General features: G+C 45.1%; 10 protein-coding genes and 1 pseudogene. 5 read left to right on the plus strand and 6 right to left on the minus strand.

The features are described from left to right. Window positions 1-295 precede the first annotated feature (295 nt). From QGP82_RS05185 to QGP82_RS05195, 3 genes are all read left to right on the plus strand, one after another. Entirely contained in the window at window positions 296-1,429 is a 1,134-nt protein-coding gene (locus QGP82_RS05185) for a YhaZ family DNA alkylation repair protein (RefSeq protein WP_163700492.1), read from the plus strand. 367 nt (window positions 1,430-1,796) lie between these two features. Continuing rightward, a complete protein-coding gene (locus QGP82_RS05190) occupies window positions 1,797-3,467 on the plus strand; it encodes a di-heme-cytochrome C peroxidase (protein WP_499057465.1) in 1,671 nt (556 codons plus the stop codon). Window positions 3,468-3,671: 204 nt separating this feature from the next. After that, window positions 3,672-4,856 carry a cytochrome P450 gene (locus QGP82_RS05195; RefSeq protein ID WP_499057467.1) on the plus strand — a complete coding sequence of 395 codons (1,185 nt, stop codon included), beginning with the start codon at window positions 3,672-3,674 and terminating at the stop codon, window positions 4,854-4,856. Window positions 4,857-4,861: 5 nt separating this feature from the next. Here QGP82_RS05195 and QGP82_RS05200 read toward each other — a convergent pair whose 3' ends face one another. The 3 genes from QGP82_RS05200 to QGP82_RS05210 all read right to left on the minus strand — a co-directional run bounded on the left by QGP82_RS05200 (window position 4,862) and on the right by QGP82_RS05210 (window position 7,293). After that, window positions 4,862-5,179: a hypothetical protein gene (locus tag QGP82_RS05200; RefSeq protein ID WP_163671463.1), complete on the minus strand. Its 318-nt coding sequence runs from the start codon at window positions 5,177-5,179 to the stop codon at window positions 4,862-4,864. A gap of 240 nt (window positions 5,180-5,419) precedes the next feature. Next, a complete protein-coding gene (locus QGP82_RS05205) occupies window positions 5,420-6,106 on the minus strand; it encodes a response regulator transcription factor (RefSeq protein ID WP_499057468.1) in 687 nt (228 codons plus the stop codon). A gap of 8 nt (window positions 6,107-6,114) precedes the next feature. Further along, window positions 6,115-7,293 (minus strand): sensor histidine kinase, encoded by a 1,179-nt coding sequence (locus QGP82_RS05210; RefSeq protein ID WP_163671465.1) that lies wholly within the window; start codon window positions 7,291-7,293, stop codon window positions 6,115-6,117. A gap of 208 nt (window positions 7,294-7,501) precedes the next feature. Between QGP82_RS05210 and QGP82_RS05215 the strand changes: the two genes are divergently transcribed. Both QGP82_RS05215 and QGP82_RS05220 read left to right on the plus strand, forming a co-directional pair. Continuing rightward, the gene (locus QGP82_RS05215) at window positions 7,502-8,038 is read left to right on the plus strand and encodes a hypothetical protein (protein WP_499057470.1); all 537 of its coding nucleotides are present in this window, start codon (window positions 7,502-7,504) and stop codon (window positions 8,036-8,038) included. A 159-nt stretch (window positions 8,039-8,197) separates the two neighbouring features. After that, window positions 8,198-8,344 (plus strand): annotated as a pseudogene (locus QGP82_RS05220) (winged helix-turn-helix domain-containing protein); the annotation flags it as partial. A 23-nt stretch (window positions 8,345-8,367) separates the two neighbouring features. Here the strand turns inward: QGP82_RS05220 and QGP82_RS05225 are convergent. From QGP82_RS05225 to rsgA, 3 genes are all read right to left on the minus strand, one after another. Then, window positions 8,368-9,048: a winged helix-turn-helix transcriptional regulator gene (locus QGP82_RS05225; protein WP_499057472.1), complete on the minus strand. Its 681-nt coding sequence runs from the start codon at window positions 9,046-9,048 to the stop codon at window positions 8,368-8,370. Window positions 9,049-9,272: 224 nt separating this feature from the next. After that, the gene (locus QGP82_RS05230; RefSeq protein WP_499057485.1) at window positions 9,273-10,781 is read right to left on the minus strand and encodes a catalase; all 1,509 of its coding nucleotides are present in this window, start codon (window positions 10,779-10,781) and stop codon (window positions 9,273-9,275) included. 553 nt (window positions 10,782-11,334) lie between these two features. Beyond that, on the minus strand, window positions 11,335-12,420 hold the full coding sequence (gene rsgA / locus QGP82_RS05235) for a ribosome small subunit-dependent GTPase A (protein ID WP_499057475.1): 1,086 nt from the start codon (window positions 12,418-12,420) through the stop codon (window positions 11,335-11,337). Between the last annotated feature and the right edge of the window lie 392 nt (window positions 12,421-12,812).

A 12,812-nucleotide genomic window follows, 5' to 3' on the forward strand; every position in this document is an offset into this window, starting at 1 on the left:
ATAAACCATCCGACAATAACGCCTATGATTAAGGAAAATATCCAAGGGACAGCTACAAGGAAGGTCATGCTACCTATTCAATACTGGCTATTTTCAATGGTATGGTCTGAGAGTTCTGATCATGAATAATTTATGCAAAATTAGGTATGCCATTGTAGGGGCGCATGGCCATGCGCCCAATGCAGGACATCGGTAATTTGCCTGTATCTCGAAGGGTACACATCGGTGTGTCCCTACAAAAACAACTGATATCTTGAAAACCGTCTTCCTTGATGTGCCAGGAGAAATTGTATTCGTGAAAGCAAAATCTTCCTTTTCCCTAAAAGACCAGCTCTTTAACTCAGATAAGGTTGAATATTTAGCGACTTTGATGGTTCAGGCATTTCCTGATTTTGCTCAAGAAAAATTTCATCAGGATGTTGTTAAAGCCTTTCCTAAGCTGGAACTAAAGGAGCGTATTGCCCACATTTCAACCTGCTTGCATAGGTATTTGCCAGATGACTATGGGGAGTCGTTGGCAATTATCTTAAAGTCGCTGCCATCAGAGCTTGATCCTACTAAAACAGATGATGACTTTGGTGATTTTATTTTTGCGCCGTTCTCTCTGTATGTTGCCCTCCATGGCTGTAGCTCAGAGTATTTAGACGTATCCCTAAGTGGTCTGAAGGAGATTACGAAACGATTCTCGGCGGAATACGCTATCCGTTATTTTATTAATGCGTTTCCTGACGAAACGCTTGGTTTTTTATCGGATTGTGCGGATGACGACAATTATCATGTGCGCCGCTGGGCCAGTGAAGGTACAAGACCCAAGCTTCCTTGGGCGCAAAAGCTAACGATTGATTACCAAAAGCCTTTACCTATTTTGGAAAGCCTTTATGCAGATAAGACTCGCTATGTGACGCGTTCAGTGGCTAATCACCTGAATGATATTAGTAAGGTTGATCCAAACTTGGTGATTGATCTTCTGAAAAGCTGGATAAAAAGCAAACGACAAACAGAGAAAGAGATCTCTTTTATAACAAAACATGCTCTGCGGACATTGACTAAACAGGGGCATAAAGATGCCTTAAAGCTCATTGGATTTGGCAGTAAACCAGATATTACTATTACCAATTTTTCTACCAGCACTCCCCAAGTGAAGGTCGGTGATGCATTTGAATTTTCGTTCGATATTCGTGCTCATAAGTCCCAAAAGCTTTTGGTTGATTATTTGATGTACTTTGCCAATGATGGCAAAAAGAGGACCCAAAAAGTTTTTAAGATTAAGCAAGTTGACCTTAAGAAGGGTGAGGTCGTTGCCCTCAAAAAGAAACATCCTATGCGTTTGATGACGACAAGACGTTTAATGCTTGGCGAGCACCAAATTATTTTACAGGTTAATGGTCAAGCCTGTGGATCGCTGACATTTGAACTCATTGAGGCTTAAACGTTCATAAGTGCAAAAATCACGAGATTTACTGACCTTCAAACGATATGGGGGTGAGCTGTCATCCTAAGGCTCAGGTGATAGTGAACAAAGTCCTTCCCATCAAAAATCGTTGAAATTACGCAGGTGATGAATTTAAAAACCTCTTATAAGAGAGTTATTGCAAGTTGGGAGATGTTTATTCCGTAAAAATATAGTCGTATCACTTCCGATCGCACCACCCATTTTACCTTTGTGCAATGGACCTATCTAATCAATAGGCATAACTTTAGGCTGTCCAAATCATTATGAATAAATCAGTATGTTAAAGAAATTCTTCTAAATACTGACGGAGATGTTAACTAAAGTATTACATTGTCTTTTGGCTTTGATCCTTTTCCTATTCTCTTTCTATGGAGAGGCGTCAGCAAATATAAAACCCAAGGTTGCAGACTTAAACCAGGGTTGGTCACAGCAGGAAGTTCAATTTTTCAATCATGCTTCGGAGGGGACAAATCTTGCTCCCCTTGAATTCTTTCTCAATCTTCCTGATCCAAAAGCGCCGGATACAAAATTTATCGACAAACTCGGCCCAGGGTATGGTTTTATTCCGTCGAAGGAATCAGAGCTTAACCCATATGGATTGCCCATCGGGTTTGCCATCGATCAACGACCCGTACAGTTTGGTGATCGACCTTACGTAGGTATCACCTGTGCTGCCTGCCATGCTCGACAATTGACCTATCGTCCAAATGATGGTTCTAGGTCTAATTCACCATGGATACTGCCAGTTTATGGTGGGCCAGGGTTAGTGGATATTCCCCAGTTCTTAGAAGATTTGTATGGGGCTTTCTACACTCTGTTAGATGATGATGCTCAGATCAAAGCGTTTGCGACAGATGTTCTAGGAAACACTCCAACCCAGGTGGAACTAGACCAGCTAAAAGATGAAATTAGTGAATTTATTGGTCCCTATGGAGTTGCTACCGAGGTGATGGATCAGTTGCAAATTCCAGCGGCAGAGTTTGGCCCTGGCAATCTGAATGCCCTTACCCGAGGTTACTACAACAATGTTGGCATTATCGGCTGGATGGTTCGGAAAGGGATTATAAAATCTAGCGGTAAAACTCCCTTAAGGATTCAACTGGAAGGCAGTACCAATTATCCGCCCCTATGGTTTGCTCATCAAGACACATGGGCACAGTGGTTTGCTGAAATTCACCATCCGAGCGCCAGAAACTGGATTCAGTCTGTTTCCACATCGCCGATTCGTCCACCAAAGATGATCGAGGCGTTTAAAAAGAAAGTAATTCTAGAATCCATTGACTTCGATAATATTGAGAAAATACAAAACTCTCTTGAGAGACTACGCACTCCAAAGTGGCCTGAATCAGTCTTAGGGCAGTTCGATCAAACATTGATTGCGCAGGGTAAACCTCTATTCGAGCAGAACTGTGCCCAATGCCATACCAGAACCAGTGAACCGCCAAATCGGCTAGGCATACAGTTTAATCAGCGCTTATCATTCGATGTAGGCACGGATCCTGTTGCCTACCAAATATTTAATGAGCATGGAAAAGAGCGTGCAGACGGTCTGCTGGATTTATCTAAAAAAATATTGCGATTCCGTAAATTCAAACTCTGGAAAGAATTTGGTTACAGGATAGCGACAAACTATCAAAACCATGATTCGAAGGGTAGGCCTAATAAGTTTGCGATCGCAAAAGAACAGTACAGCAACTTAGACAATAATTCATCGGAAAAGAGCGGAGCCGTTTACTGGGCCTCTCCGTTGGCAGGCATCTTTGCCTCCTCTCCTTATTTTCACAATGGTTCAGTACCTACACTTTGGGATGTGCTGTCTGTACCTGAGCAACGCCCCACAACGTTTCAAACTGGAGGGAATGAGTTTGATCCAGATCATGTTGGGTTAAGGGCAGCAGGCTCCTTCCTCTACGACACCCGAGAGGAAGGCAAAAGTAATGGCGGGCACTTGTTTGGGACTGAACTTTCTCCCCATGACAAGACAGCATTGATTGAATATCTTAAATCCCTTTGATGCCCATACCGTCATCACAGAAAAACTATCCTCCATAGGCTGCTGGCATAGGCTGCTGGCATAGGCTGCTGGCGCAGTATTACGTTCAACCCATGGCAACAAATGATGAAAAGATACTTGCAGAAATTCTGCCCAAAAAATGGCTATCTTAAAAAGATTGGGCAACTACCATTGGAACAACGATGGCGGCAGGTGCGCGCATGGATGGATACTGAATCGCTTTCCCTATATGAAGAACTGCGAGAGTCTTGTCCTGTTCTGGAGCTACCAGAACTAACAATTGTTACCCGCTTTAGTGATTGCACATCTGTGTTACGTCAATACGATGTCTTTAGCGTGGCACTCTATAAGCCGAAACAAAGTGATTTCTGGATGTCGCAGGATGATACAGCGATCCATTGGCGAGAAAAAGCGATTATGCGCTCTGTGCTGGATCTTGAGCAGCTTGCCTCTACTCGTCAATATGTTGCGGCTAAAGCCTCATCACTGTTGCACAATGCTCAAGGTACGATTGATGTCGTGGGTGGACTGTGTCGAGCCGTATCCATTGCGTTTGTACAGGAGCAATTTGGCTTTGATGAAAGTGATCCTAACGATTTATTTGAGTGGTCATACTGGAGCCAATACGATGCGTTCCATAATCAAGCTTTTGATTCTGTAGTGGTCAAGGATCCTACTCAGATTGTGGCTAATCGTGAGGCGGCTGGTCAGAACTTAGGGGTCTATTTAATCAAACTGATTCAACGTAGAGGGGCAGAGCTAAAAGTTGGCAAGGATAACAATGATCCAGCAACACGATTACTGAAGTTGTCGATGTCAGGTGCTTTGGAAAAGTTTGACCCTGCCAGAGTCATTCGAAACCTGGGCGGATTGTTAATTGGAACTGTGGAGACGACATCCCATGCCGCTATCAATGCCCTGGTCGAGCTTTTTGAACGTCCTGAGATCCTTAAACAGGCCATAGCTGCTGCCCAAAAAGATGACCCCAGCGAGTTTGACGGTTATGTGCTGGAGGCATTGAGGTTTAATCCATCTTTGCCATACTTTTTCCGAGTTTGTGAACAGGAAACACAGTTGGCAACCGGCACCGACTATGCTCGCACAATTAAACCCGGTACAACTGTCATCGCTATTACCCATTCCGCTATGTTTGATGAGACGGCATTCCCACAGCCCCAGGTGTTTGACCCCACCCGTCCCGAAACTAACACATTTCACTTTGGTCAAGGCCTGCATGAATGCTTAGGGCGTCACATTGGCCGCCAGATGATTACAGAGCTTGTTCGACAGGTGCTTTTATTGCCAGGAGTAAAAGCTGTTAGCAAAGTGGACTATAAGGGCGGACCGTTTCCAGAAGAGTATCGATTGGAATGGTGTCATGAGGAATAAGAGCACTATTTTATCTCAGATAGACTACGAGGCTCATCAACAGGTTCAAGACCTGTGCAAATTGTTTCTAAGTTGATAATTCGTTCTTCTAATGCTTTTACAGTTTGTGTTAACTGGATGTCTTCTGGTCGACGTCTGCCAGGGCTAAGCCACACTGCAGCTGTCGCTCCTCCTGTGCTGAGAATTACCAGTAACGGTAAGATAATCCCACTGTTGGTAATAGCGACTAGGGGAATACATACACCCAACATGCCCATGGATAAAGTCCACATAGCAGCTGTTGCTCGAACCTTAGGATTTTTCTCTGTCAATCTGCGACCCATCGTATCCCCCTATAGCATCACTATGTTGTACAGCAGGTTAAGTGTTTATCTTAATTGCCCCTCTACGTTTCGTGCTCAAGATGCTTTAAAGGTCATAAAATTTCACAAGAGAATAGAGCCAGAAAATTCTTACCATTTGTTTAAAGCAGTTAAGAATTTGGCTCATCTAGCAAATGTTTAAGCATGACAGGATATCGGTTTAGGAAGTCTCTAGTCACTTTGAAATGCTCAGTCTCTTCTTTAATTTTCTTGAGGTAAGGTCTTGGCTCCATCATTTATTCGCAAGTGTTTTTGTGCCCAGAGTGCGATCTGAGTGCGATCGCGAAATTCTAACTGGCTTAACATTCGACTAATATGATTACGTACGGTGCCATGGCTCAAATGAAGGGTTTGGGCTATGTCCTTATTCGTTTTACCCTCTCCTAGAAGTTTAGCAATTTCCTGTTCACGCTCGCTCAATGAGTGTTTAAATTGATGTTCATTACTTTGCTCTGGCCGTAGAGTGATGCTGGGATTCAGCTGGGCAAATACTTTAGGGGCAATGGTTGGCCCCAACTGACTGTACCCTTGGGCCAAAACACGCACAGCATCCGCCAGCTGGTTAGCGGGAGTACTTTTCAGTAGATAGCCTAAAGCACCATACTGCAAGGATTGCCAAATATACTCGTCTTCGTCGAAAGTGGACAACACTAAAATACGAATCCAGGGATAACGTTGGTGAATGATGCGTGTTGCCTCGACACCATTACATAGGGGCATCCGCACATCCATCAAAATGACATCGGGCTGGTATTGCTGAGTGAGACTAATGGCCACTTTTCCATTTTCTGCCTGTCCGACCACTGTCAGATCTGATTCTAGGGACAACAATTCAGCTAAACCTTGTCGATAGTTTGTTTGGTCATCCACCAACAAGAGATTAATCATGGTTTAAATCAGGCTGCTGTCGTCAGCGGAATAGTAATGAGCAATGTAGTCCCCTGCTGGTGACCACTATTTATGATAAGTTGTCCGCCTAAAAGTTGCGATCGCTCCTTAATTCCCTGTAACCCATATCCTGAGGATTGAGTGCCGATGTCAAAACCACACCCATTATCATGCAGGGTGACGACAAGCTGATGATCCGCTGTCAGCATCGAAAGATGAGTCTGAGTCGCATAGGCGTGCTTTTGGACGTTGATTAACCCCTCCTTAGCCATTAGATAAAGCTGGTAGCTGAGCTGCTGAGGTAGCGGGGGTAGTTTAATGTCTAGGTTGATGGTAAAGGACGAACGTAGCTGCTCCGCCAATGTGTGGAGGGCCGTATTGAGCTCAAAGTTAGACTCGCGCATTGTCTGTAACGACTGACGCACCTCCGTCAAACACTGAACTGTAAGCTGTTGGGCAGTTTCCAATGTTTGTTGCAACTTAGTACTGTTGTTAGTCGCTTGGCTGTATCGTTGGGCAAGGGCTAACTGCACATCCAATGTGGTGAGGGAATGTCCTAAAGAGTCATGGATATCCCGAGCAATACGGGAGCGTTCCAATTGAGTTGCCAATGACTCAACCTCTTGGGTTAAGATTTGCGCTCGATATCGGTTCCGTTGCTCTGATGCAAACAAGAAACCCATCGTCACGACGAATACAGCAACTGTGATGGCTGTTGTTAGAGTGTTAATCAAAATCCTTTGGGGGTTCAAATAAAAGTCCAGACCGCGCAATTGGACTTCTTCAATGGCGGTGGGTAAACCCCAAGTAAATTGCATGATCCGTATGCTTGTGGTTGCAACTGTAGCAATGATTGCATCACTCATCGGCAACAACAAACAGGCTTTAATAATGAATAACTCAAACAAACTTGAAAATGAAATCCGAGAAAACTGCGCAATAATCAGTAGAGTCATCTCTAGGGCGACATAAAGACGACGCTGCTGTAGAGAAGCTTGGTTAGGAAACCGCAGACTCAAGGCGGCAACCATGCCAACAAACAGGGCCAGCTGCCAAGGTTGCCCAAACCGTGGGTCAATCTGAGCGCCCATCACATTGTCTATGACACATTGGATGAGAATGACCCACTCCACCCAGCGCATAATTTTTCGCACTTTTGGTGAGATGGGAACGGCTGTATGCGACATATCTCTGTGCTCTTTAGCTGTGTTTACAGAACCAATCTTGCCCTGAACGACTGATTCTGATTTGATTGTGCCTTATGACGGGTTGAATTCCGGCAAAATTCCCAAAGGGATGACAGATGTCATGGTGATGCATGACGGGGGTGACTTCGCAGGTTAGGAGAAATCAACCTACCGTAAAAACATCAAAGTCACCTTTGGAGTCAACGGTATGACAATCTCACGAAACGTATCATTGTTGGCAGGTTTTACGATTATACTCAGTGGTGCTTTAGGGCTTGCTGACAAGGCAGTGGCCGCACCCGCTGACATTTTCACCCCCGTACTTTCGACTATTCGTCAACAACTTCCTTCAGGGACAAGTTTACGCTTACCCGCCTATTTCCCTAATTCTTCAATTGATCTCTACCCTTATTTTGAATCTGATGATAATGGCTTTCGAGTCAATGTATCAGCTGACCCTAATTGTCGGGCATCTGCTTGTGCGTTGGGGTCCATCGGGGTGCTAACTGAAACAGAGTCTTGGCCCCCACCGGCAGATACGGTGTCGCCCATTGCCCTTACCTCTGAGCTGGATGGTTATCATCTGACCTGGGGCCAAGGGTTTTTCAAAACCCACAATATTCTTTGGCGGCAAGATGGGCAAATTTATGGTGTTGGTGCCTTAGATTCTGCAATCGATACCGCAGAATTGGTTGCGATCGCAGAATCCATGATTCGTGAGCAACCCATTACCAGTTCCAGGTAAGTGGCGTATACGTGACGGTGCTTGTGCCGGTTGTGCCTCAGTAAAAAGTGAAGCAAACAAGGGGGCAGATCACAACGTCTGCCCCCTTTCATTCGAAAATTGATAATAGGGACTGGCAACCCAACCTGAATTTTTTTCAGCTTAAATTCAGGCGATGGACTCAATCGTGTCTGGAGGTATGACTATGATCCAGGCTCTAACATTATTGAAGTGTACATTCGACATCTGCGCAAAAAGTTTGGCAGCGATTACATTGAAACAGTACGGGGCATGGGCTATCGCCTTAAAAGTCACCCCACCAGATAAGTCTTGCCAAGACCTACTGATCACTACGCCCCACGAGTGCTGAGAATGTAACCCACATTGCGTATCGTGCAGATAAACTTGCCTGCTGATTTTAGTTTTTGGCGAAGATACCGAATATAAACATGCAAAATATTCATACTTTCTCCTGGCAGAAAATCAGGCCAAACGCTATTCATAATCTGCTGATGGGTCAGCACCTGTTTAGGATGTTCCATAAAGTATTTCAACAGCTCAAACTCCTTTAAAGTTAGCGGAATCAGCTGTTTGTTGTAGTAAACTTCATAGGATTGAGTATCCAGCATTAAATTTTCGAAGGCAAAGATCGCCGTCTTTCTCTCCCACTCTACCCGTCGAATTCGGGCGCGCACTCGGGCCAAGAAATCGTCCATGTCCAGTGGAACAGGCAGATAGTCATTGGCACAAATATTCAAACTATCGATTTGGTCTTGGCTGTTACCATTACCTATCAGCATAATCGGTGTTTTCTTCATCGACGATGCCAAATAGCGACAGGGTTCCAAATCAAGTCTATTAGCAGTCGGCCAACCCATAATCAAAAGATCTGGGCGTAACTGCCAGACGGTCTCCATTGTTGCCATCCGGTGAGCCAGGAAGCTGATACGATATCCTTGCTGACATAGAATCGCGTCTAAAACTGTTTCCAGTTCTGGCTGTATGCCGATCAAAAGAATGTGAGTTTGCATGTTTCCTCAAGTTGAAAGTAAGGCAAATATACAGACGTTGCATACAACATCTGTATATTTAAGAATTAGCCGCAACGGTTTTTGGTCACCTCCGTAGATTGAAGAGATTTAAAAACGGTTCCCCTTTGCAAGCTACGGTGTACACACAAGTCCGAGATGTGTATACACGGCTGCCTTCGCAAGGGAAACCGCAAACAGGCATCGCTTTAGTCAGCTAGCAACACCTACTCAGACAACGTCGAAGCACGCTGCTTAACTGCATTAAGGTCAACAGCCACTGCCTTAGCTAATTTAGTCCCATAGTCCGCATCTGCTTTATAAAAGAACGCCGTCATCTTGGTGCGTAGGGCAGCATCTTTAACATCTCCCAAGTCTCCGGCTAAGTTAGAAACCAAATGCGCTTGCTCAGTTGCATTGAGTCCCCGATAGAAATCACCTGCCTGGGCAAAGTTCAATGTTTTCTCGATGGGTACATTCTGCGTTACACCAGCAATGGGTAACTGAGAGAAACGATAATCTTCGTTAGCCCCAAAGGTCTGTTGACGGTTAGGCTCGTAATTAACATCAGAACTAGAACGACCAATATTGCCAGGGCCTTCCTGATTACCGTTAATAACATCCACCTGTGGACGGTTAATGGGTAGCATCATGTGGTTAGCCCCTAAACGATGACGGTGAGTATCGGCATAGGAGAATAAACGCCCCTGTAGCAAACGGTCTTCTGAGGGTTCAATACCAGGGATGATATTGCTGGGTGCAAATGCAGATTGCTCGGTCTCTTGGAAAAAGTTAGTTGGCATTCGATTTAGTGTCATGGTACCCACTTTGCGTTCAGGCACTAAGTCTGTTGGCCAGATTTTGGTAGCATCCAAAGGGTTAAAGTCAAACTTGTCCAAGTCATTTGGGCTTAAGGTTTGAATATAAAGATCCCACTTGGGCGCATTGCCACGTCCTACCTGGGCATACAGATCAGCTGTGTAATGATTAAAGTCGTCTGCCTGCATAGCTTTTGCTTCCTCAGCAGTTAAATTATGTTCACCCTGTAAGCTCTTCCAGTGAAATTTAACGTACTGATAATCACCATTGCGATTCACAAGCTTATAGGCATGAACCCCATTGCCATCCATCTCGCGATAGCTTCTCGGGGTGCCCTTATCAGAGTAAACCTGAGACAACATGTGTGTACTCTCTGGCACATGGCTGAAGAAATCAAAGAAGCGGTTAGGGTCTTGTCGATTTGTAATGGGTGACGGTTTGAGAGAATGCACCATGTCGGGAAACTTAATCGCATCCCGAATAAAGAAGACAGGGAGATTATTGCCCACCAAATCCCAGTTGCCTTGGTCCGTATAAAACTTAGTCGCAAATCCCCGTGGGTCACGCAGCGTTTCTGGTGACCCTTTAGAATTGATCACGCTTGAAAAACGGACAAAGACTGGTGTTTTCTTGCCTCTGCCTTGGAAGGGTGCTGCCATCGTAATACTTGACAGGTCAGCCGTACTCACAAACTCACCATGCACACCTGTGCCGCGTGCATGGACAACACGCTCAGGAATACGCTCCCGATTAAACCGAGCTAGTTTCTCAATTAAATGCACATCTTGTAAGAGAACAGGCCCCCCTGAACCAGCGGTTTGAGAGTTTTGATTATCGCCAACAGGGGCACCATTATCACGGGTTTGTAAGGGAACCTGAGCGATGGCTAACGTGGACACGCTAGCCATCAATGCCATGGTGACTGTAAAGATCAAAATTGGCCGAGTTTTTTTGAGAAGTTTAGCCCAGAAACTTGGGGGTTTCATAGTGGTAGTGTCCTTAGTTTGTATCGTTAGACAAGCTAAAGCAGACTGTTGATAACAGCCTGAAAAGACTCTTCTAGAACAAGTTGACGAAAGAATGATGTACCTGATGATTCTGGCTAAGGGCACAGATCGTCTAAAAGTACAGTCAATCGCTCAATATCTTTGCCAGGAATTATCTTAGCTTTAGCTAACTATTGAATTAGATTCATATTTAAATCAGAATAATTCTAAAATAGGAATTCATCAATAGAGATGATTACCTATTTATCCAAATCATGAAATGTGTATGTTAGGGAGCTTAGGGATTGTTGGCAAAGCTCTGAAACTTTTTTATATCAAGTGTTAACTGCCACTCCTATGGGGTGTCAATTGGATTGTCAATGTATAGGAATGGCAGTAGTGATGGCCTGGAAATTGGCAATATTTAGTTACACAAAGCAGTTGTCACGCAAGCCGTGGGCATGAAAGCCGTGGGCACGTCCTATTACCTATCGCCCTGACTCTTTTTAAATTGTCGTATGGTTTGAGTGCGCGATTTCCAACGAGCTTTGCTGTTTTGCTGAGCTTGTTGGTGCTGTCGCCGGTGTAAATGGGCCTGTTCTTTTAGCAGCTTGTGATAGCTTCTCAGGCGTTTCTTAGATAAATCTCCTGAGGCTAACGCTGCTTGGATGGCACACCCCGGCTCTGACTGATGTTGACAATCGCGGAACCGACATTGCTGAGCCAGGGCTTCGACATCAGCAAAGGTTTCATCCACACGATTATCCAGACTATCCTCAGCCAGCCATAGCTGTAACTCACGCATACCCGGAGTATCAATTAAGAGAGCTCCGATGGGCAAGCGCAGCATAGTCCGAGAGGTGGTGGTATGACGTCCCTTACTATCGTCTGCACGTATTGCTTGAGTCGCCTGTAGGTTACTCCCCATCAGCTGATTTGTCAGGGTAGATTTGCCCACACCAGATGAACCGAGAAGAGCCAGGGTTTGCCCTACTTTAAGGTAAGGCTTTAATGCCTCCAGATTATTGTGTTGTAACGCGCTCAGGGTAATAATTGGCACGCCAAACGCGATGTCTTCCACAAGCCGACGCTTGTGGTCCAGGTCCTCACAAATATCGGCCTTATTTAGCACAATGACTGGACTAGCCCCACTCTCCCAAGCCATCACCAAATAGCGCTCAATGCGACGCAGGTTAAAGTCCAAGTCTAGACCACTGATCAGCAAAAGAGTATCTACGTTAGCGGCAACAACCTGGACATCGGTACGGTTACCGGCTGCTTGACGAAGAAATTGGCTTTTACGAGGTAGTACAGCCTCGATTAACGCTGGATCTGTTGGACTCTGGGGGTGAAGTACAACCCAATCGCCCACAGCTGGAAAGTCTGATGAGCTTTGAATCTGGTGTCTAAATCTGCCAGTTAGAGTTGCTGTTGTATCACCTTGTTCAGTATAGAGATGGTACTGACTGCGATGAACCACAGCAACACGTCCTACGCGATACCCTTGTTCCACGTAGGGTGCAAAGCTGCAAGCGAAGGTATCGCTCCAGCCTAAATTAGCTAAAGTCATGATAGGAAAAAATCCTCTAGGTCAACTGAGTCTGAGACCTACAGGGCATCTGCCCATAGGCCATAACCGTAGAGGAATGGTGCAAAGAAATGCTGTCAGGGATTATCCCAGCAGTTTCAAGGGTGCATTCCCTACGGATTTAGAGATGTAGCGACAAGGGTTACCGACTCAGACATAAAGGTTCAGCTCCTGAAAAGAGTAGAGAGAACAATTGCTAGTATAGCGGGGATGATGGCCTACTGTCGAGATATTGGTAAAGTTACACACCTAAGTTTTGCCCAAATTAATGGCGACTTGCTCTGAGGAGAGAAGGGTTTCCAGCCCCCGTATCCAAGGTCTGACCAGAGAATCCGCTGCATTGATTAGAATTTCAATTAAGTACCCCTGTGAGT

The organism is Leptothoe sp. LEGE 181152 (assembly GCF_032906605.1).
GTDB classification, from domain to species: Bacteria; Cyanobacteriota; Cyanobacteriia; order Phormidesmidales; family Phormidesmidaceae; genus Leptothoe; species Leptothoe turfae.